Source organism: Chitinophaga polysaccharea (genome assembly GCF_902150045.1).
GTDB classification, from domain to species: Bacteria; Bacteroidota; Bacteroidia; order Chitinophagales; family Chitinophagaceae; genus Chitinophaga; species Chitinophaga polysaccharea_A.
On sequence record NZ_CABFVU010000002.1, the window covers coordinates 694968 to 717106 of the forward strand.

14 protein-coding genes and 1 tRNA gene are annotated in these 22139 nt (G+C 46.2%); 14 read left to right on the forward strand and 1 reads right to left on the reverse strand.

The genetic code is table 11. From position 1 onward, the window contains the following. Positions 1 to 32: 32 nt before the first annotated feature. From rplA to FN124_RS17655, 13 genes are all read left to right on the forward strand, one after another. Positions 33 to 722 carry a 50S ribosomal protein L1 gene (rplA, locus tag FN124_RS17595; protein WP_142686073.1) on the forward strand — a complete coding sequence of 230 codons (690 nt, stop codon included), beginning with the start codon at positions 33 to 35 and terminating at the stop codon, positions 720 to 722. Positions 723 to 783: 61 nt separating this feature from the next. Further along, positions 784 to 1311, forward strand: coding sequence for a 50S ribosomal protein L10 (gene rplJ, locus FN124_RS17600; protein ID WP_142686074.1), 528 nt, complete (start codon positions 784 to 786; stop codon positions 1309 to 1311). 96 nt (positions 1312 to 1407) lie between these two features. Next, positions 1408 to 1779 (forward strand): 50S ribosomal protein L7/L12, encoded by a 372-nt coding sequence (gene rplL / locus FN124_RS17605; RefSeq protein ID WP_142686075.1) that lies wholly within the window; start codon positions 1408 to 1410, stop codon positions 1777 to 1779. 218 nt (positions 1780 to 1997) lie between these two features. After that, positions 1998 to 5807 (forward strand): DNA-directed RNA polymerase subunit beta, encoded by a 3810-nt coding sequence (gene rpoB / locus FN124_RS17610; protein ID WP_142686076.1) that lies wholly within the window; start codon positions 1998 to 2000, stop codon positions 5805 to 5807. Between the two features lie 121 nt (positions 5808 to 5928). Further along, the gene (gene rpoC / locus FN124_RS17615) at positions 5929 to 10227 is read left to right on the forward strand and encodes a DNA-directed RNA polymerase subunit beta' (RefSeq protein WP_142686077.1); all 4299 of its coding nucleotides are present in this window, start codon (positions 5929 to 5931) and stop codon (positions 10225 to 10227) included. 98 nt (positions 10228 to 10325) lie between these two features. Continuing rightward, complete coding sequence (locus FN124_RS17620) at positions 10326 to 11027, forward strand: DUF4397 domain-containing protein (RefSeq protein WP_142686078.1); 702 nt, start codon at positions 10326 to 10328, stop codon at positions 11025 to 11027. Between the two features lie 254 nt (positions 11028 to 11281). After that, positions 11282 to 12280: a glycerophosphodiester phosphodiesterase family protein gene (locus FN124_RS17625; protein ID WP_185937249.1), complete on the forward strand. Its 999-nt coding sequence runs from the start codon at positions 11282 to 11284 to the stop codon at positions 12278 to 12280. A gap of 114 nt (positions 12281 to 12394) precedes the next feature. Beyond that, positions 12395 to 13009 carry an OmpH/Skp family outer membrane protein gene (locus FN124_RS17630; RefSeq protein ID WP_142686080.1) on the forward strand — a complete coding sequence of 205 codons (615 nt, stop codon included), beginning with the start codon at positions 12395 to 12397 and terminating at the stop codon, positions 13007 to 13009. A 78-nt stretch (positions 13010 to 13087) separates the two neighbouring features. After that, positions 13088 to 14521 carry an APC family permease gene (locus FN124_RS17635; RefSeq protein ID WP_142686081.1) on the forward strand — a complete coding sequence of 478 codons (1434 nt, stop codon included), beginning with the start codon at positions 13088 to 13090 and terminating at the stop codon, positions 14519 to 14521. 611 nt (positions 14522 to 15132) lie between these two features. Further along, positions 15133 to 15738 (forward strand): DUF4254 domain-containing protein, encoded by a 606-nt coding sequence (locus FN124_RS17640; protein WP_142686082.1) that lies wholly within the window; start codon positions 15133 to 15135, stop codon positions 15736 to 15738. A gap of 10 nt (positions 15739 to 15748) precedes the next feature. Further along, on the forward strand, positions 15749 to 16789 hold the full coding sequence (locus FN124_RS17645; RefSeq protein WP_221887824.1) for a glycosyltransferase family 9 protein: 1041 nt from the start codon (positions 15749 to 15751) through the stop codon (positions 16787 to 16789). A gap of 104 nt (positions 16790 to 16893) precedes the next feature. Then, a tRNA-Gln gene (locus FN124_RS17650) sits at positions 16894 to 16964 on the forward strand. Positions 16965 to 17039: 75 nt separating this feature from the next. Then, entirely contained in the window at positions 17040 to 17339 is a 300-nt protein-coding gene (locus FN124_RS17655; RefSeq protein WP_142686083.1) for a hypothetical protein, read from the forward strand. A 63-nt stretch (positions 17340 to 17402) separates the two neighbouring features. Here the strand turns inward: FN124_RS17655 and FN124_RS17660 are convergent, their stop codons facing one another. Then, positions 17403 to 18326, reverse strand: coding sequence for a class I SAM-dependent methyltransferase (locus FN124_RS17660; protein WP_260607485.1), 924 nt, complete (start codon positions 18324 to 18326; stop codon positions 17403 to 17405). A 585-nt stretch (positions 18327 to 18911) separates the two neighbouring features. Between FN124_RS17660 and FN124_RS17665 the strand changes: the two genes are divergently transcribed. After that, complete coding sequence (locus FN124_RS17665; protein ID WP_142686084.1) at positions 18912 to 22133, forward strand: SusC/RagA family TonB-linked outer membrane protein; 3222 nt, start codon at positions 18912 to 18914, stop codon at positions 22131 to 22133. Positions 22134 to 22139 lie beyond the last annotated feature (6 nt).

The window sequence follows — 22139 nt, forward strand, 5'->3', positions numbered from 1 at the left end:
GTTGAGGCAGGATCTTAAAATCATTTTGACAAATGGCAACTAAAAAGAGAAAAGTAGCTGACGCTAAGCTCGAAAAAAATAAGATTTATAGCCTGAAAGAGGCTTCCAGCTTAGTTAAAGATATTAACTGTACTAAATTCGACAGTTCTGTCGATTTACATATCCGCTTAGGCGTTGATCCTAAGAAAGCAGACCAGGCGATCCGTGGTTCCGTAACGCTTCCACACGGTACTGGTAAAACTAAAAGGGTGTTAGTGCTTTGCACACCTGATAAAGAAGCTGCTGCAAAAGAAGCAGGTGCTGATTTCGTTGGACTGGATGAATTTATCCAGAAGATCGAAGCTGGCTGGACTGAGGTAGACGTAATCGTAGCTACTCCTGCTGTAATGCCGAAGATCGGTAAACTGGGTAAGATTTTAGGTCCACGTAACCTGATGCCAAACCCTAAGACCGGTACTGTTACCAACGACGTTGCAGCTGCAGTAAACGATGTTAAAGGCGGTAAAATCACTTTCAAGGTAGATAAGGCTGGTATCATCCACGCTTCTATCGGTCGTGTATCTTTCGCATCTGATAAAATTGAGCAGAACTCATTAGAGCTGATCAACGCTATCATCAAGCTGAAACCAGCTACTGCAAAAGGTACTTACCTGAGAGGTCTGTCTATGGCTAGCACCATGAGTCCTGGTATTGTTATCGATACTAAATCTGTTCAAAACTAATTATTGATCACGAGTTGTAGCCGTTATCTGTAAAGATGGGGCTTGCTACAAACGTTATAATATGAATAAAGATCAAAAACAAGAAGCGATTGAACTGCTGAAAAGTAAGTTCTCTCAATATAGCAACTTTTATATCACTAATACCGAATCATTAACGGTAGCGCAGGTGAATGACCTGAGGAAAGTGTGCTTCGATAAGCAAGTGGAAATGAAGGTGGCTAAGAACACCCTGATCCGTAAGGCTTTGGAATCTCTGGACAGCGAAAAGTATGCAGGTGTTTATGACAGTCTGCATGGCGTAACTGCCCTGATGTTCTCTGACAGCCCGAAAGAGCCGGCACTGATCATCTCTTCCTTCCGTAAAGCAAACGGTAAACTGGAAAAACCGGTACTGAAAGCTGCATTTGTTGCCGATGAGGTATTTGTAGGCGACAACCAGCTGACTGCTTTAACCAACATCAAGACCAAGAACGAGCTTATCGGCGAAGTTATCGGTCTGTTGCAATCTCCTGCAAAGCGCGTTATTGCTGCTTTACTGGAAAAAGGCAAGAAAGAAGAAGCTGGGGTGGAAGCACCTGCAGCAGAATAATATGGCTGGCCGCGGGCTATCCATATACAACATTGGCTTCCAAGTCACAATATAATTAACAACAACATTACAAACATTACATTAAAACATTATAAAATGGCAGACGTAAAAGCATTAGCTGAACAATTAGTAGGTTTAACTGTTAAGGAAGTACAGGAACTCGCAGATGTACTGAAATCCGAGTATGGCATCGAACCAGCTGCTGCTGCAGTTGTGGTTGCTGCCGGTGGTGGCGAAGCTGCTGCTGCTGAAGAAAAAACTGCCTTCAACGTTATCCTGAAAGCTGCAGGTGCTAGCAAACTGAACGTTGTTAAGATCGTTAAAGATCTGACCGGTTTAGGTCTGAAAGAAGCGAAAGAACTGGTTGACGGTGCACCTAAATCCATCAAGGAAGGCGTTACCAAAGCTGAGGCAGAAGACCTGAAAGCTAAGCTGACCGAAGCTGGTGCTGAAGTTGAAATTCAGTAATTCTTTGCTTAAGTATACATCTTTTAAAGGTCAAAAGTGCTTTTGCACTTTTGGCCTTATTCCCTTTGGGAAAGTGTCTTTTTCAGAGAGTCAAAACGGGGAATCACTACCAGGTGACTTTGACCACGTGCAGAAGGCATAAATAAATTGGGATGGTATTGGCAAAGAAATCTTAATTTCCCTAATTCTTACAAGTCATATAACTGCTAACTTCGAATATGTCTCTAAAAAAAGCCCAAACAAACGAAAGAGTAAATTTTGGAAAGATCAAACAAGTTACTGAGACACCGGATCTGTTGGCTATCCAAATCCAATCTTTCAAGGATTTCTTCCAATTAGAAACCACACCAGACAAGCGAAACAACGAAGGCCTTTTTAAAGTATTTAAAGAGAACTTCCCGATTACAGATACCAGAAATATCTTTAATCTGGAATTCCTTGATTATTTCGTGGATCCTCCGCGTTATACCATCGAGGAGTGTATTGAGCGCGGGCTTACTTATTCCGTACCGTTGAAAGCGAAACTCCGCTTAAGCTGTAATGATGAGGAGCATGTGGATTTCCAGACGATTGTGCAGGATGTGTTCTTAGGAAACATTCCGTACATGACTCCAAGAGGTACTTTCGTTATTAATGGTGCTGAGCGTGTTGTTGTATCCCAACTGCACCGTTCACCTGGTGTTTTCTTTGGTCAATCTGTACATCCGAACGGAACCAAGATCTACTCTGCAAGGGTGATCCCGTTCAAGGGCGCATGGATGGAGTTTGCAACGGACATCAACAACGTGATGTACGCTTACATCGACCGTAAGAAGAAATTCCCGGTAACCACCCTGTTGCGTGCCATCGGCTATGAAACAGATAAAGATATTCTGCAGCTGTTTGGCATGGCAGATGAAGTAAAAGCAGACAAGAAAAGTCTTGATAAATATGCCGGCAAGAAGCTGGCAGCCCGCGTTTTAAGAAGCTGGGTGGAAGACTTTGTGGATGAAGATACTGGTGAAGTGGTGAGCATCGAGCGTAATGAAATTATGCTGGAGCGCGATAGCATCCTGGATGAAGCGAATATCGAAACCATTGTAGACATGGGATTGAAAAGCGTGTTTGTTCAGAAAGAAGAGGTGAGTGGTGATTTTTCCATCATCTATAATACATTAAACAAGGATACATCTAACTCCGAGCTGGAAGCCGTTCAGCACATCTACCGCCAGTTGCGCGGAGCTGATGCGCCGGATGATGAAACAGCAAGGGGTATCATTGATAAATTGTTCTTCTCCGACAAACGTTACGATTTAGGTGACGTAGGCCGTTATAAGATCAACAGAAAATTAGGTCTTCCTACCCCGTTAGACATGAAAGTGCTGACGAAGGACGACATCATCTCCATCATCAAGTACCTGGTACAGCTCACAAACGGTAAGGCGGAAATCGATGATATCGATCACCTGTCAAACCGCCGTGTACGTACTGTAGGCGAGCAGCTATATGCTCAGTTTGGTGTTGGTCTTGCACGTATGGCACGTACCATCCGTGAAAGAATGAACGTACGTGATAACGAGGTATTTACGCCAGTGGACCTGATCAATGCGAGGACGCTGTCTTCCGTGATCAACTCCTTCTTTGGTACTTCCCAGTTGTCACAGTTCCTGGATCAGACAAACCCATTGTCTGAAATCACGCATAAACGCCGTATTTCCGCTCTCGGACCCGGTGGTTTGAGCCGTGAAAGAGCAGGCTTTGAGGTGCGTGACGTTCACTACAGCCACTATGGCCGTTTATGTACCATTGAAACACCGGAAGGTCCGAACATTGGTCTGATCTCCACCCTTTGCGTTCACGCCAAGGTGAATGAGATGGGCTTTATTGAAACACCTTACCGTAAAGTAAACAGCGGTAAAGTGGATATGCATAAAGTGGAGTTCCTGAGCGCTGAGGAAGAAGATTCTGTGAAGATTGCGCAGGCTAATGCTCCACTGGACGACAAAGGACATTTTATAAATGATAAGGTGAAATCCCGCGAAACCGGTGACTTCCCGATCCTCGACAGGGATGAAGTGGAATTCATGGACGTGGCGCCTAACCAGATCGTAGGTTTGAGTGCATCACTGATTCCGTTCCTGGAGCATGATGATGCCAACCGTGCGTTAATGGGATCAAACATGCAACGTCAGGCTGTGCCACTGCTGAATCCGGAAGTTCCTATCGTAGGAACCGGCCTGGAAGGCAAGGCAGCGCGCGACTCCCGTTTGCAGATCACCGCAGATGGTAATGGTGTGATCGAATTTGTGGATGCAAATGAAATCCATGTTCGTTACGAACGTGATGAAATGCAGAAACTGGTGAGCTTTGAAGATGATCTGATCGTTTACACACTTACCAAATTCGTAAAAACCAACCAGAGCACCTGTATTAACCTCAGACCTTGCGTAAAGAAAGGTCAGCGTGTTAAGGATGGCGACTTCTTAACAGAAGGTTATGCTACCCGTGGCGGTGAACTGGCGCTGGGACGCAACCTGAAGGTAGCGTTCATGCCATGGAAAGGTTACAACTTTGAGGATGCGATCGTAATTTCTGAGCGTGTTGCACGTGAGGATCTGTTTACCTCCATCCACATCGATGAATATGAACTGGAAGTTCGTGATACCAAGCTGGGTGAAGAAGAGCTGACCCCGGATATCCCCAACGTAAGTGAAGAGGCTACCAAAGACCTCGACCAGAACGGTATTATCCGTGTTGGTGCACACATCAAGGAAGGCGATATCCTGATCGGTAAAATCACTCCGCGTGGTGAATCTGATCCTTCCCCTGAAGAAAAGCTGTTAAGGGCGATCTTTGGTGACAAGGCTTCTGATGCGAAAGACGCTTCATTGAAAGCGCCTCCGTCAACAGAAGGTGTGGTGATTGATAAGAAACTGTTCAGCCGCGCGAAGAAAGATAAGAATTCCAAAACCCGCGAAAAGGCAGCTATCGAGAAACTGGAGAAAATTCACCAGAAGAATGCGGAAGACCTGCTGGAAGTGCTGATGAGCAAGTTGCAGGTATTACTGAAGGATAAAGTATCCCAGGGTATTACCAACACTTACGGTGAAGTACTGATTTCAAAAGGCTCCAAGTTCTCTCCGAAGAACCTGGTAAATATTGATTTCATGAACGTAAACCCGCTGGGCTGGACAACAGACGAAGTGGTGAACGATCAGATCAATACCCTGCTGCATAACTATAACATCAAGTTCAACGAAGAGCTGGGCCGTTACAAGCGTGAGAAGTTCAACATCTCTATTGGTGATGAGCTGCCAGCCGGCGTACTGAAACTGGCGAAGGTTTACCTGGCCAGCAAACGTAAGCTGAAAGTGGGTGATAAGATGGCGGGACGTCACGGTAACAAGGGTATCGTAGCCAAGATCGTGCGTGATGAAGACATGCCGTTCCTGGAAGATGGTACGCCACTGGATATCGTACTGAACCCACTCGGGGTACCTTCCCGTATGAACCTCGGACAGATCTACGAAACCGTATTGGGTTGGGCAGGTCTGAAACTGGGAGTACGTTTTGCTACGCCGATCTTTGATGGTGCTACTACAGAAGAAATTGCTGAATATATTAAGGAAGCAGGCTTACCAAGCTTTGGTCACGCTTACCTGCACGACGGTGAAACGGGCGACCGCTTCCACCAGAAAGCAACCGTGGGTGTTATCTATATGCTTAAACTGAGCCACATGGTGGATGATAAGATGCACGCCCGTTCTATCGGACCGTACAGTCTCATTACCCAACAGCCGCTGGGTGGTAAAGCCCAGTTTGGTGGTCAGCGTTTTGGTGAGATGGAGGTATGGGCACTGGAAGCATACGGTGCATCCAACATCCTGCAGGAACTGCTTACTATTAAATCTGATGATATCGTGGGTCGTGCCAAAGCATATGAATCTATCGTGAAGGGCGACAACATACCGAAAGCCGGTGTGCCTGAATCCTTCAATGTATTGATCCATGAATTGCGTGGTCTGGGTCTTGATCTGAAATTTGACTAAGAGCTTTTAGCTACCAGCCATTGGCAGTAATGCCAGTGGCTGATAGCTTGGATATTTCGCAGGAATAAAATTTTTGTCGCTGGCTTACCACCAACGGCTAACAGCTAAAAGCTAATTACAGATGGCTATCAAAAAAGAAAATCGTCCTAAATCAAATTTTAACAGCATTACCATCAGTCTGGCTTCTCCGGATGTTATCCTGGAGCGTTCATACGGTGAAGTGCTGAAACCTGAAACCATCAACTACCGTACTTACAAGCCGGAACGTGATGGTTTATTCTGCGAAAGAATATTCGGACCTGTAAAGGATTACGAATGCTATTGCGGAAAATATAAGCGTATCCGTTATAAGGGTATTGTGTGTGACCGTTGTGGTGTTGAGGTAACGGAGAAGAAAGTACGTCGTGAGAGAATGGGCCATATTCGTTTAGTGGTGCCCGTTGTACATATATGGTATTTCAAATCCCTGCCTAACAAGATCGGTTACCTGCTTGGAATGAGCTCCAAGAAACTGGAAACCATCGTTTACTACGAAAGATACGTAGTGATCCAGGCGGGTATGAAACAGGAAAAAGGTATGAACTATGGTGACCTGCTCACTGAAGAAGAATACCTGGATATCCTGGACACCCTGCCAAAAGACAATCAGCTGTTACCGGATGAAGATCCTAACAAGTTTATTGCTAAAATGGGTGCCGAAGCGGTGGAAATGATGCTGGCCCGTATTGACCTGGACAGCCTTTCTTACCAGCTGCGTAACCAGGCTGCCACTGAAACTTCCCAGCAACGTAAAGCGGAAGCGCTGAAGCGTTTGAGCGTAGTGGAAGCATTCCGTGAAGCCAATGGCCGTGTGGAAAACCGTCCTGAATGGATGGTAATGCAATATATTCCTGTAGTACCGCCGGAACTGCGTCCGTTGGTTCCGTTGGATGGTGGCCGTTTTGCGTCTTCCGACCTGAACGACCTTTACCGCAGGGTAATCATCCGTAACAACCGTCTGAAACGTTTGATCGAAATTAAGGCGCCTGAGGTGATCCTTCGTAACGAAAAACGTATGCTGCAGGAAGCAGTGGATTCCCTGTTCGACAACTCCCGTAAATCCAATGCGGTGAAAGCGGAAGGTGGTCGTGCCCTGAAATCCCTGTCGGATGTACTGAAAGGTAAACAAGGCCGTTTCCGTCAGAACCTGCTCGGTAAACGTGTGGATTATTCCGGACGTTCTGTTATCGTGGTAGGACCTGAACTGAAACTGCACGAGTGCGGCCTGCCAAAAGATATGGCGGCAGAGCTGTTCAAACCATTTATTATCCGTAAGCTGATTGAAAGAGGCATCGTTAAAACCGTGAAATCAGCGAAAAAGCTGGTAGACCGGAAAGAAGCGGTGGTTTGGGATATCCTGGAAAACGTGTTGAAAGGTCACCCGGTAATGTTAAACCGTGCTCCAACCCTGCACCGTTTGTCTATACAGGCTTTCCAGCCTAAACTGGTGGAAGGTAAAGCGATCCAGCTGCACCCGCTCGTATGTTCTGCGTTCAACGCGGATTTCGATGGTGACCAGATGGCGGTACATGTGCCTTTGAGCAATGCTGCAATCCTGGAAGCCCAGCTGCTGATGCTGTCTTCACATAACATTCTTAACCCGCAGAACGGTACGCCTATCACCCTGCCTTCACAGGACATGGTGCTTGGCTTGTATTACATCACCAAGGGTAAGAAAACAATGGGAGATGTGGTGGTAAGAGGAGAAGGTAAAGCTTTCTACTCTGCTGAGGAAGTGATCATCGCATTGAACGAAGACCGTATCGATCTGCATGCACATATCCGTGTTAAGGCAGATGTTAGAAATGCAAACGGTGAGCTGGAAAGAAAACTGATCGAAACAACTGTGGGGCGCGTACTGTTCAACCAGTTCGTACCTAAAGCTGCCGGTTATGTGAATGCACTGCTTACCAAAAAATCACTGCGTGAGATCATCGGTGATATTATCAAAGCAACCAATATCCCGGCAACTGCCAAGTTCCTGGACGACATCAAACAATTAGGTTTCCGCATGGCGTTCCGCGGTGGTCTGTCATTTAACATTAATGACCTGATCATCCCGGATGTTAAGCAAGACATGATCGATGGTGCTTCCAGCGAAGTAGACGAAGTTTGGGATAACTATAACATGGGTCTGATCACCAACAACGAACGTTATAACCAGATCATCGATATCTGGTCACGTGTGGATACGAAGGTGACAGAAACCCTGATCCGTGAGCTGGCAACAGACAAGCAGGGATTCAACTCCGTATACATGATGTTGGATTCCGGTGCGCGTGGTTCCAAGCAGCAGATCAAACAGCTGGCTGGTATCAGGGGTCTGATGGCCAAGCCGCGTAAGAGTGGATCTACCGGTTCCGAGATCATCGAAAACCCGGTATTGTCCAACTTTAAAGATGGTTTGAACGTATTGGAATACTTCATCTCTACGCACGGTGCCCGTAAGGGTCTTGCGGATACGGCGTTGAAAACGGCGGATGCGGGTTACCTGACCCGCCGTCTGGTAGACGTTGCGCAGGATGTGGTGATCAATGAGGAAGATTGTGGTACACTCCGTGGTATTGCTACTTCAGCGTTGAAAGATAATGAAGAAGTGATTGAAACCCTGTACGACCGTATCCTCGGACGTACTTCCCTGCACGATGTATTTGATCCTCATAATGATGATGAGCTGATCGTTGCTGCCGGTGCTGAGATCACTGAAGAAATTGCACACCGCATTGAGGAAAGTGCGATTGAAACCGTAGAAATCCGCTCTGTACTGACTTGCGAAAGCCGCAGAGGTGTGTGCGTGAAATGTTACGGTAAAAACCTGGCGAGCGGTTATACTGCACAGAAAGGTGATGCCGTGGGTATCATCGCTGCACAGTCTATCGGTGAGCCTGGTACACAGCTCACACTGCGTACCTTCCACGTGGGTGGTGTTGCCGGTTCTACTTCAGTTGAATCCGGTTTACCAGCCAAGTTTGATGGTACTGTTCAATTCGATGGCTTACGTACTACCACCTACGAAAACAACGATGGTGAAAAAGTACAGGTGGTTATCGGCCGTACCGGTGAGTTGCGTATCATGGACGTGAAAAACGATCGTCTGCTGGTAACCAACAACATTCCTTACGGTTCTACCCTGCTGGTGAAAGACGGACAGAAAGTAACGAAAGGCGATATGATCTGCACATGGGATCCGTTCAACGCCGTTATCGTGTCTGAAATTCCTGGTACCATCCGTTTCGACAGCATCCTGGAAGGTATTACCTTCCGTGAAGAAGCTGATGAACAGACTGGTCACCGTGAGAAAGTGGTAATTGAAACAAAAGATAAGAATAAGATCCCGTCTATCATGGTAGATGGTAACAAAGAGGTGAAATCCTACAACTTACCGGTTGGTTCACACATTGTCATCTCCGAAGGTGATAAAGTAAGAGCCGGACAGGTAATTGTAAAGATCCCACGCGTTATCGGTAAACTGAGAGATATCACGGGTGGTCTGCCACGCGTAACTGAGCTCTTTGAAGCACGTAACCCGAGCAACCCTGCCATCGTTTCTGAAATTGACGGTGTGGTAGCTTTTGGTAACATCAAACGTGGTAACCGCGAAATCATCATTGAAAGCCGTGAAGGCCAGGTGAAGAAATACCTGGTGCCGTTAACACGTCATATCCTGGTTCAGGATGGTGACTTTGTGAAGGCCGGTACTTCACTCTCCGATGGTTCTACTACTCCTGCAGACATTCTGTCTATCAAAGGACCGTTTGCCGTACAGGAATACCTGGTAAATGAGATCCAGGAAGTATACCGCTTACAGGGTGTGAAGATCAATGATAAACACATCGAGGTGATTGTTCGCCAGATGATGCGTAAAGTAAACATCGAAGATCCGGGCGATACCCGCTTCCTCGAAGGTGATACTGAAGACAGGTTTGATTTCTTCGAAGAAAACGACATGATCTTCGACAAGAAGGTAGTAACTGAAGCAGGTGACTCCACTAACCTGAAAGCAGGTCAGATCGTGACACTGCGCCAGGTTCGTGAAGAAAACTCCCTCCTGCGTCGTGCAGATAAGAAACTCGTAGAATACCGTGATGCACAGCCGGCTACATCCAGCCCGCTCCTGCAGGGTATTACGAAAGCGTCTCTTGGCACACGTAGCTGGATCTCTGCCGCTTCGTTCCAGGAAACCACCAAAGTATTGTCGCAGGCTGCCATCAACGGTAAGATCGACGATATGATGGGTCTGAAGGAGAATGTGATCACAGGTCACCTGATCCCTGCCGGTACTGGTTTACGTGAGTTCGAGAACATGATCGTAGGTTCGAAAGAAGAATACGACATCCTGGCCTCTTCCAAAGAAGTGTTCCAGTTTGACGAAGAAGAATAGTATTCTACAGATATTAAAACAAAAAGCGCTTGCCCCAAAGGCAGGCGCTTTTTGTTTTAATATCATTACATTTGAGTCCGTAAAAAGAAGCGGATTTCATGAAACACCTGATCATTCCTGTTTTAGTACTGCTGGTGGTAATAGGCGCCTGTAAAAAGGACAGTGATAGCGCAGTGCCCGACACCCATGGTAACTTTTTGTTTGTAAATGCAGCGCCCGGCAATGTTCAGTATAATGTGAAGCTGGATACATTCAGCATCGGGAATAATATAGGTTATGGTACCAATACCGGTTATAAATCGTTGAGGGCACAGAAGTATAACCTGATCATTGCAGACAGCAGGCAGCCGGGTAAGGAATTATTCCGTGGTCAGATCTATCTCCGTAATAACCGTTACTATTCCGCTTTCCTGGGGGCGGACAGTGCCGGCGCCCCGCTATTGATCACTACAGAAGACGATCTCAGGGATCCAGGTGCAGGACGGGCTAAATTCAGGTTGATTAATTTTGCCCAGGGCTTCAGGCCCGACCGGTCACCATTGCTCATGGACCTGTATTCCGATACGCTTCCGCGTTTTTTCAGCAGGATTCCATTTCCTGCGCAAACCGGTTTTGCGCCGCTCAATGGTGATAGCGCTCATTACAAGATCAATTTCCGTTCGTCCGACTCTTCCAATACTTCCAAACCATTAAAAACCGTGGACATGGCCACTCAAACCGGGAAGATCTACACCCTTATCAGCAATGGTTATCCGCTGGATCCGGCCAGGTTCAATGTGTTGGTGATACAGCATAACTAGAGCGCCGGCAACACAGTGCTGAGCAGTGCCAGACCCAACACCGGGGAAAAGGATCCGCCGGTCTTCAGTTGTGTAACAATGGCGCCAATGCCCGCAGCAGTTTTTCGTTTGTAAATGCAATACCGGGCATCTTTTTAAAGCTTTATATTAATTTAATGCAGTGATTTTCCACCCATGGGGTGGAAATAAATAAATTGCTCGCTATTTTCAGCACAAACGCGGATAACATGAACAATTGCAAAAAAATATTTCTGATGGCAGGGATCACCTTAATGGGTACAGCAGCAGCAGGGCAACAGGCCAGTGCTCCTTACCTGGACGCCTATACGATTCCGGTTCAGCAAAAGAACGCCGTAATCGGGAAGATCTACGACAGGAACGGGCAGTTATCGGCTGCCACATTGCTGGAAGATAAATCAGGGTTATTTACCGTTAACGGTCATGAATTAAAACTGAAGAAAAAGGCGGCAATAAGCAAAGAAGGCAGCTTTACATACCCTGTACGCATTAAGGCGGGTGCAGACACGGCCGATTTCCTGCTGGTGGCAGACGATTTTATCCGTAATAAAGTAGTGGCGCACCGTGGCGCATGGAAGCACCATGAGGGGAGCCAGAACAGTATTACTTCGCTGAAGGATGCGATAAAACTGGGTTGTGAGGGATCGGAGTTTGATGTGTGGTTATCATCGGATAATGAGATGGTGATTTCGCATGACCCGGATATAGGAGGGAAGAAGGTAGAAGAGAGCACGCTTGCGGACCTGCAAACCGTGCAGCTGAAGAACGGGGACAGGGTACCTACGCCGGAAGAGTTCATTGATATAATTATGAAGCAGCACCGTACGCGGCTGGTACTGGAGCTAAAGCCATCACGTACCGGCAGGGGCGATCTGCTGGCTTCCAAAGCGGTGGCAATGGTGCAGGCGAAGAAGGCCCAGGCGTGGATGTTTTATATCAGCTTTGACTACAACATCTGCAAAAAAATAAAAGAACTTGACCCTGCGGCCAAAATAGCCTATCTCAACGGCGACAAGACGCCTGCGCAGTTACAGGCAGACGGGATATGGGGACTGGACTATAACCAGCAGGTATTTAAAAACGATCCGCAGCTGATAGCTACTGCAAAGCAACATAAAGTGACCACTAATGCCTGGACGATAGATAACCCGGAAATAATGGATGATTTGCTGAAAAACGGCGTCGATTATATTACCACCAATGAGCCGGAAATCCTATTGGATAAGGTGAAATAATAATATTAGTTAAAACCTAGCTAAAAAAACGGATGGGAATATGAAAATCCGGTAAAAACCTTATTTTAGCCGTTCCATTTTTAAAATGTACTTAAAGCAAATCCACCTATTAACATGCGCACTTGTAAACAATTAGTGACTAAAGGATTATTAGCGGCATTTTCAGCCGGATTATTGATGTCTTGCCAGGGTAATAAAGCTGGTAACAGTGCGCCAGCTGCATCCTCTGCTGCAAACAGCAATACTCCTGCCGGGGGTAGTTTCAAAATTGCGTACGTAGACCTGGATTCACTGGAAGCGCATTTTGAGTATTTCAAGGAAAAAAGGGCATTGCTGGAACAAAAGCAGCAGCAGATGGATAATCAGTTGAAAGGCAAGGCCCGTGCATTGCAGAGTGAGTATGAGGATCTGCAGCGCAGGGCATCTACACTTACCCAGGAACAGGGCGAAGCCGCGCAGCGCAGCCTGATGTCCAAACAACAGCAGCTGGAGCAGGAAGCGCAGAACCTGCGTGCCTCTTATACCGAGCAGGAAACCAAATTTAACGAGGAGTTGCAGAAGAAACTGGACGATTTCCTGAAAGCATTTAATGCCGACAAACGTTTTGCATATATATTTTCTTACCGCAGCACAGCCAGCAATATCCTTTATAAGGATCCGGCTTACGATGTAACACCGGAAGTTATTAAGGGTATGAACCAGAATGGTTCAGCAACTTCTGCCAAATAAGCGAATAAACATCAGAAAAATTTTCTATCTTATAGTCCCGGTTCCTTTTATGAGCCGGGATTTTTTATAAATATCAATATGGAAATCAACCAAACTAAATCATTCAAGCCATCCCTGGGTCTGCTGGACGCCACCATGATAGTGGCCGGTTCTATGATCGGTTCCGGGATCTTCATTGTAACTGCAGAAATTGCGCGCAGCGTGGGCGGCGCCGGATGGATCACCGCTATGTGGGTGCTTGCAGGAGTGGTAACGCTGATTGCTGCGCTCAGTTATGGTGAGCTGTCGGGGATGTTCCCTAAAGCAGGAGGTCAGTATGTGTATCTCCGGGAAGCCTACAATCCTTTCATTGCGTTCTTATTCGGGTGGACGCAGTTCGGCGTTATTCAAACCGGTACTATTGCCGCGGTGGCAGTGGCTTTTGCCAAGTTTACCGCTTACCTGATCCCGGGTTTCAGCGAGAAGAATATACTGTTGGATGCCGGTATTGTTCAGATTTCTGCAGCACAGGTAGTGGCTATTATATCTATCATCTTACTAACATTTATTAACACCCGTGGTGTACACCATGGTAAGCTGATACAAACGGTATTTACGCTGGCAAAGCTGCTTTCTTTGTTTGGCCTCATTATTTTCGGATTGCTGTTTGGGGCAAAATCGGGGATCTGGAATGCCAATTGGCAGCATGCCTGGTCCGCAGCCGCAGTTACTTCACAGAATGGTACGGTGATAACAACTGCTTTATCGGGACTGGCGTTATTTGGCGCCATCGCTGTTTCCATGAAAGGGTCGTTGTTTTCCAGCGACGCATGGAACAATGTAACTTTTATTGCGGGAGAGATTAAGAACCCCGCCAAGAATATTGGCCGTTCCCTTTTCCTGGGAACGCTGATTGTGACTATCATTTATGTGAGCTGTAACCTGATGTACCTGGCCGTACTGCCGCTGAATGAAATTGCATTTGCCGCCAACGACCGTGTAGCCGTAGCCGTAACTGAAAAGATCTTTGGCGCCAGTGGCGCCATTATTATTGCCATCATGATCATGATCTCAACTTTTGGCTGTAACAACGGGCTAATCCTGTCGGGAGCCAGGATCTATTACACCATGGCAGAAGATAAATTGTTCTTCAAAAAAGCAGGTGAGCTGAATAAGCACAGTGTGCCCGGCTATGGTTTGTGGATCCAGTGCGCATGGGCTTCCCTACTTTGTTTGACAGGGAGGTACAATGATCTGCTGGCACTGGTAATTTTCGGTGTACTGATATTTTATGTACTTACTATCCTGGGTATTTTTATTTTAAGAAAGAAACGCCCGGAGGCAGAGCGGCCATACAAGGCATTTGGTTACCCGGTGCTGCCTATGATCTACATTATTGTAGCGTTATCGCTGGCGGCACTGTTATTGGTGTTTGAAACCAGCTACACTTTACCCGGACTGGGCATTATATTATTGGGCATTCCGATTTATTATGCTACCAAAATAAAGCTGACGGCTGATCCGGAAAGCTAATTTGGACAAAAAAACACATTAATTACCACTAACGTTGTATAAAAAAGGGGGTCCACTGCAGTGTAAAATGCAGTGGACCCTTTTAATTTGCACTAAGACACAAGGACATAACAATGTCCGCTTTTAAACCCTGATTTTTTAGAAAACCCGTTACTATTTGAGAATAATTAAACAAATGAAATTGTCAACATTAGCAGAGGAAATCCCATAAAAGCAGTGGTGAGAACCACTTCCGGTTGATGAATAATGTAACGTCTGTGATCCTGGCCCTGTAATTGGTGATCTGACAATTTGTTAACAGCTATATTATTTAAACACCCTCAATTAAAACGTGTAGCCATTAGAGTGATTGATTTTTACTGCATTCAAAAAAAATATTCAAAGCAACAAATCATTATAAAATATTATTGCCGGGATGGTGCAATGGCATCATTTACGGTAAAAAAAGGAAATAAGGTGGTATAACCTTGACGGCATCTCAACCCCAAGATAACCATTGAAAGCCTTCACGATTTGCATTCTCGAACATTCACATGACAATCTTTTACAATAAGCGTATGGTCTCTACCATGCGCTTCTTTTTTATTGTTAGCCTTTTGTACATTTGCGCCATGTTTACACAATTGTGCAATAAGATATTTAACCAGAGTATCGTGGCCTACCATGAGCACAATGACGTGCATCAGGCCATTTCCAATCCCTATGAAAAGAGCAGTATTGAGCACCTGCTTTTCCTGAAAAACTGGATTGACACAGTGCAGTGGCACCTGGAAGACATTATCCGCGACCCGAACATTGACCCGGTGGAAGCATTGGGGATTAAGCGTTGGATAGACCGCTCCAACCAGGAGCGTACAGATGTGGTGGAGTATATCGACAGCTATTTCCTGGAGAAATACAGCAACACGGTACCCGCTGCAGATGCCACCATTAATACGGAAAGTCCTGCCTGGGCAATAGACCGTTTGTCTATTTTAGCCCTGAAAATTTATCATATGCAGGAAGAGGCCACCCGTGCAGACGCCACGCCTGAGCACCGGGCTGCCTGCCAGCGTAAGCTGGATATACTCCTGGAGCAGCAGAAAGACCTGGGCACTGCCATTGAGGCGCTCCTGGCCGATATTGCTGCCGGCAGGAAGTTTATGAAGGTATACAAGCAAATGAAGATGTATAACGATCCTTCCCTGAACCCGGTTTTATACAAGAACGAAAAATAAACCTCCATACTTGGGCACAGTTAAAACGATATTGGTTACCCGGTTGTCTGCTTTAGGCGATGTAGCCATGACCATTCCTGTAATGAAGCAGGTACTGGATGAAAATCCGGATGTGGAGATTGTTTTTGTGACCAACCAGAACTGGGGAGCTTTGTGCGCGGGCATTCCCCGGCTCAGTTTTTTCCCGGCAGATGTAAAAGGGATTCACAAAGGGGTAAAAGGATTGTACCGCCTGTTCCGTGAAGTGAGGAAAGCCCACCGGATTACAGCAGTGGCAGACCTGCACAATGTGCTGAGATCCCAGATCATCCGGACTTTTTTCCGCCTGAGCGGCACGCCCGTGGCGGCTATTGACAAGGGCCGTGCAGAAAAGAAGGCGCTGACCCGCCGTGAAAACAAGGTATTACAGCCGCTCAGCAGCACAATAGAACGGTATGCGGAAGTTTTCCGGCAACTGGGTCTTCGCTGTGAGATGGGCCGCAAACCTGTTTTTCAGCCCCGTATACTGCCCGGATCAGTTACAACGGTAACAGGTCCCAAACAAGGCAAAAAGTGGATTGGACTGGCTCCTTTTGCCACTTACCGGGAAAAAATGTATCCTTTGGAGAAAATGGCGGCAGTATTAGGAATGCTGGCGCGGGAGCAGGGGATACAGCTGTTTTTACTGGGAGGAGGTAAACAGGAGGTGGCATTACTGACACAACTGGCAGCGCAATACCCGGAGGTAATTGTGGCGGCAGGGCGTTTTTCCCTGAAAGAGGAATTGGCGCTGATCAGCCAACTGGATGTGATGATCAGTATGGACTCGGCTAACATGCACCTGGCTTCCCTGTTTGGAGTGCCGGTAGTATCTGTTTGGGGCGCTACCCATCCTTTTGCAGGATTTATGGGTTATGGGCAGGCGCCGGAAAATGCTGTTCAGATTCATGATCTTCCCTGTCGCCCCTGTTCTGTATTTGGCAATAAACCCTGTTTCAGAGGGGATCACGCCTGTATGGAGTGGATAAAACCGGTACAGATAGCGGAAAAAGCAAATGAGATTGTTTTATAAGTTGTTGCAGCAAAGGATTTCAAGGGATATTTTAAAAATATTGCAAGTTTTTTTTGCAGGAATAAAAAAAGTTATACTTTTGCCATCCCAAACAATAAGGGTATTGCCCAATAGTATAATGGTAGTACGACAGATTTTGGTTCTGTTTGTCTAGGTTCGAATCCTGGTTGGGCAACAAAAATAAATAGAAAGTCCGCTGATCAGCGGGCTTTTTTTATTGGGGAATGGTTATGATAGTAACCTATCTTTTATGGTTGATGAGGACAATGGAAATCAGGCTACCTGTACTACCCTTGTTGTAGTAAATCCTCCGGCCTGTGGTAACGATGGAAATAAGGTAATTATTTGCCATAAAGGAAAAACCATTTGCATTTCAAAAGATGCAGTGCAGGCACATCTGAATCATGGAGACCACTGGGGAGCATGCAATGGCTCTGCGACTATGATGGAATTTGCAGACGATGATAAACCCGGCAAACACCTGCAGGTGAAAGTATATGTAGTGAGAAGCGGTGTTCAGGTTGCAACAGAGAGAATAATTATTCAATAGCATGCCGGTAATTGGCAGATGCAAAAGCCCCCAGCTGGTTTTTCCGGCTGGGGGCTTTTCGTTTTATGATCCTTTCCTGCATTTTATAATAATAAACCGGAAGGAAGGTTTGCCCGGCATTGTTTTATTGGGCTCTTCTATCTCAAAAAAATCTGTTAGCCCGTATTCTCCGAATTCCTCCCGGACAGATTCGTTGTCGTAGAAAAATATCCTGGCTCCCTTTGTTGCTTCAAAACGATCCTTGCCTATCTGTGTGCCTGCTCCGTAATTGGGTGAATTTTTTGAAATAACGGAGAAGAAGAGGTATCCATTGGGTTGCAGCTGATCATAGCAGTCGCGGATGAGCTTTTTCCGTTCTTCTTCATCCAGCAGGTAAATCAGCCCATAGCTGAAAATTCCCCCGTAACGATGATGATCAAAAGGCATATCTGTTACTGAGCCATGATAGATTTTCATACTGTTGCCATAATGCGCTCTTGCCAGATCAATAGCCGTTTTCGAAATCTCTATACCTGTTACCTTGATACCATTGTCTATAAACACTTTTGCATTCCTTCCGTATCCTATGCCCGGAATCAATACATCTTTAATATCTTCCTTTATAAAAAAATCCTTTGCTAAAAGGGTAGAGTCAGCCGGCTCAAATCCCCACATAGTCTGCTTGTCAATAAAGCTGGATTCCCAGAATGACCCTGTTTCATGAGAGCTGGGTTTACTTTTGATACAAACCTTGTCTTCCATCAGCATACAAACAAATCCCAACGCCCGGACAGTTGAAATGACTGCATCTGTATTAATTTCCGACGCCTCCACGCGAAGTATTTTGTCGCGATCATTATGATCAAAGTTGATACGTGCACCGGGAAGCGTTTCTTTCAGCGCCTTTAACACGTTTTCTGCCAGCTCCGGTTCCGGAATATTTGTTTTGAAGATTTCAATCATGATAAAGTATTTATGTGCCGGCAATTGCAACAGCCTTCCAGTCATGTTTCTTCCAGCTGATTTTATTTTGCCGGGATTCTCTGAAAGACAAAGGTAGTGATAATTTTCATTAATGCAACATTGTTGCATTAATGAAAATTATGATCTTAGCTGTTAATGCTAAACATCGGCGCCATTAATGATAATTTCCTGTGAATGTTGATGTGTTGGAACTTAATAGTAAAGCGGGTATCAGCGGGAATTAGTAACTGTTGTCCAACTTTTTTTTGAGCAGCGCTTGCGTTTTCCAAAACCCGGTTGTATATTTGTCTACAATTATAGTAGACTAATAGGATTTACCACCACCAAAGTCTTTGTCACCCACCATACAAAGCAAACCTTATTAGCTACCATACTTTATTGAAGTCGCTTCACAGAAGTGCCTTGTTCAACCAATTTAATATTTCAACAATGAATCAGCTATTGTACAACAATAGAAACAACGGAAAATTTAACGCGGATGCATTTATATCCGCCTGTTGTTGTTGCTAAGGCTTTCCGGTCAAAACATCCGAATAATTAAATGACGCGTAGCGTAGTCATCATGGGCATTTTATTGCCCCATTCTTCCAACATCTAATCCCCCTTTGTATGTTCAGATATTTACGTAATGCACTATTGTGCGCTGCATTGTTGTCCTTTACCAGCAACGCTTATTCGCAGGCGGCGGTGCTGTTGAAAGGAAAAGTGATTGACAATAAAACGCAGGAGGCGCTGCCAGGCGCATCTGTGCGTATTAAAGGCGGTACATCAGGTACACTGGCAGATGCAACAGGCGCCTACCAGTTAAGCCTGCTGAAGCTGCCTCAAACCATCATTGTTACTTTTATCGGGTATCAGCAGCAGGAAGTACTGATCACAAAAGATGACCTGAACAAGGTGATAAAACTGGAACAACAGCAGTCGCTGTCTGAAGTGGTAGTGACCGCCGTAGGTATAAAGAGCGCTACCAGGTCGCTGGGCTACAGCGTTGGTGAGGTAAAAGCCGCTGCATTGAAAGACAGCCGGGAACCCAACATAGTAGCGGCGCTCAGCGGAAAGGTAGCCGGTGTACAGATCAGCAATTCCGGGGGCTCCCCCGGTGGATCATCTACCATAAAGATCAGGGGTAACAGCTCGCTACTGGGAAATAACGCACCACTGTTCATTTTAGATGGTGTGCCTGTGGATAATTCCATACAGGATATTTCCCCGGTATCAAACAGCGTGTCGCTGGCTACACCATCCAACCGCGGTATTGACATTAACAGTGCAGACATCGCGAGCATAACAGTGCTGAAAGGCCCTGCTGCCGCTGCATTGTATGGTATCCGTGCATCGAACGGCGCGGTAGTGATCAATACAAAAAGAGGCAGTTTGCTTACGGATAAATCTTTCGGTGTGAGTTACAGCGGATCATTTACTGTTGATAAAATAAACCGTCGCATGCAGCCGAGGCAAACCATTTTTTCAAACGGCATCGGCGGGCAATATGTGAAACCAGGTATCACCGGCTCCGATGAAAACTGGGGCGCATTGCTGGATACGCTCACCTACAGCTCAGTGCCCAGTAATTTTGATAAGAACGGAACGATTGTAGGAAAGAGCGATGCTGCTTCTAATGGTATACCTGTTAACCGCTATGATAACATCGGTAACTTTTTCGTTAACGGCTATACGAACGATCAGAATATAAGTTTCTATGGTAATACGGGTAATGCGGGGTATTATTTCTCCTACGGTAACCTGAAGCAAACCGGTATTATTCCTACTACAGATTTCTTCCGGCATACTTTCCGCTTTAACGGCGATTATACGGTGAACGAGCGGCTGAAAGTATCCGGCGGTGTTAATTACATTAAGGACGGAGCAGGCAACAGGGCGCTGATGGGAGGTTTTAATACCAACGTAGTACGTGCGCTGATGAATTCTGCTGTAAATTTCGATATTACAAATGGGTACTCCAAACCATGGGAGCACCCGGAATCCTATAAGCTGCCGCCCACTACTAACAAGCCATGGAGCGACAGCCGCTCATACGCCAATGGTATTGGATGGGATAATCCTTACTGGTCGCTTAATATGAACCCGCAAACCGATGAGCTGAACCGCTTTATTACTTTTGCGGAAGCCACCCTGGATATTACCAGCTGGTTAAAAGCCACCGCCCGTTATGGGATCGATAACTATACCGATGTACGGAAAGGCGCTTTCAGTCGCGGTACCTCAGGGGTAGCCACCGGTACTATCAACGATGTGAATTATGCAAGGAGAGATAACAACCTGGATGTTTTACTGGTAGGCGATCGTAAGCTTAACAACGACCTGCAGCTTACCGTAGTGGCGGGGTACAACTATTACAATTCCTGGAAGAACCAGGTGAATACCCGTGGTGATGGATTAACGATCCCCGGTAATTTTAATATCTCCAATGCTTCATCTACCCAAACTTTTAATCAAACCATACGCAGAAAGCTGGTAGCCGGGTATGCAGATGTGAAGCTGGATTACAGGAAGTGGTTATACCTTGAGCTTACCGGGAGGAACGAATGGACCTCCACACTGGCCAAAGGAAAGAACGCTTTCTTTTATCCTTCAGCCAGTACCAGTTTTATTTTTACAGATGCACTCCATTGGAACAGCAGTATCCTGAATTTTGGTAAGATCCGCGCTACCTATGCACAGGTGGGAAATGATGCTGACCCTTATTCCCTTGAAACCTATTATGTGCCCACTACCAGCGGCGGATGGATACAGAGTGGTATCAGTTTCCCGTTCAACGGCAAGCAGGGGCTTAGCTACAGTGCTACCATCGGTAACCCCAACCTGAAGCCGGAACGGATCAGTACCTGGGAAACCGGTCTGGACCTGCATTTCTTCCATGATAAAACACAACTGGAAGCCGTTTACTATTACAACAGCAGTAAAGACCAGATCATACCGGTTACCTTACCTTACTCTACCGGCGCCGCCTATACGCTTACCAATGCCGGTAACATCATCAACAAAGGAATTGAAGCAAGTTTGCAGCAGCGTATTTTCAGCGGCAGAAGGTTTTCATGGACGGCTACCGCACTGTTTAACAAAAACATCAGCCGTGTGAACTATATCGCTGATAATCTTTCCAATGTTAGTCTTGGTGGCATATGGATGGAAGCCCGTGGCCAGGCCGGACAGCCATACGGCGTATTTTACGGCACCGACGTAAAGCGTAACGATGCCGGCAAACCTATCATCGACGATAACCCGAACAGTGCCACCTATGGATACCCATTGGTGAATACCACCTTTACAAAAATCGGGGATCCGAATCCTGATTTCAATGTGGGTTTGCGTAACGAATTGCGATATGGCGCATTCAGCTTTTCCTTTTTACTGGACGGACGGTTTGGCTTTGACCTGTTCAACGCCCCGCGTTTGCAGATGGTGTTTAACGGTGTGGATGCATCTACAGCAGCGAGGGGCACTATCACTGTTTTTGATGGCGTTACTGCCTCAAAGGGAACGCCTAATACCATTGAAGCGGTGTTGTCGCAGGCATGGTATCGCAACACTTTCAACATACAGGGGCTCTATATTGAGCATGATCTCTACTGGGTGAAACTGAAAGATGTAAACTTTACCTACGCCCTGCCGGCCACCCTGTTGAAACCTGCGCATATAGCGGCGGCCAGTGTTACGCTTACCGCCAGGAACTTTTTGCTTTCCACCAACTATACAGGCAGCGATCCCGACCTGGGAAGCCGCAATGGTTTGTCGAATGCAGCGGGTATTGATTTCTGGACAACGCCCAATACGAAAAGTTACGGGGTGGCAGTAAACGTTTCTTTCTAATCCATT

What these genes read in the sequence shown, in the direction of transcription:
- FN124_RS17625 (WP_185937249.1), top strand. Translation starts at nt 11,282, where the DNA reads ATGGCAGGGATCACCTTAATGGGTACAGCAGCAGCAGGGCAACAGGCC.
- rpoB (WP_142686076.1), top strand. Translation starts at nt 1,998, where the DNA reads ATGTCTCTAAAAAAAGCCCAAACAAACGAAAGAGTAAATTTTGGAAAG.
- rplJ (WP_142686074.1), top strand. Translation starts at nt 784, where the DNA reads ATGAATAAAGATCAAAAACAAGAAGCGATTGAACTGCTGAAAAGTAAG.
- FN124_RS17635 (WP_142686081.1), top strand. Translation starts at nt 13,088, where the DNA reads ATGGAAATCAACCAAACTAAATCATTCAAGCCATCCCTGGGTCTGCTG.
- FN124_RS17655 (WP_142686083.1), top strand. Translation starts at nt 17,040, where the DNA reads ATGGTTGATGAGGACAATGGAAATCAGGCTACCTGTACTACCCTTGTT.
- rplL (WP_142686075.1), top strand. Translation starts at nt 1,408, where the DNA reads ATGGCAGACGTAAAAGCATTAGCTGAACAATTAGTAGGTTTAACTGTT.
- FN124_RS17630 (WP_142686080.1), top strand. Translation starts at nt 12,395, where the DNA reads ATGCGCACTTGTAAACAATTAGTGACTAAAGGATTATTAGCGGCATTT.
- FN124_RS17620 (WP_142686078.1), top strand. Translation starts at nt 10,326, where the DNA reads ATGAAACACCTGATCATTCCTGTTTTAGTACTGCTGGTGGTAATAGGC.
- FN124_RS17665 (WP_142686084.1), top strand. Translation starts at nt 18,912, where the DNA reads ATGTTCAGATATTTACGTAATGCACTATTGTGCGCTGCATTGTTGTCC.
- FN124_RS17640 (WP_142686082.1), top strand. Translation starts at nt 15,133, where the DNA reads ATGTTTACACAATTGTGCAATAAGATATTTAACCAGAGTATCGTGGCC.
- rplA (WP_142686073.1), top strand. Translation starts at nt 33, where the DNA reads ATGGCAACTAAAAAGAGAAAAGTAGCTGACGCTAAGCTCGAAAAAAAT.
- rpoC (WP_142686077.1), top strand. Translation starts at nt 5,929, where the DNA reads ATGGCTATCAAAAAAGAAAATCGTCCTAAATCAAATTTTAACAGCATT.
- FN124_RS17660 (WP_260607485.1), bottom strand. Translation starts at nt 18,326, where the DNA reads ATGACTGGAAGGCTGTTGCAATTGCCGGCACATAAATACTTTATCATG.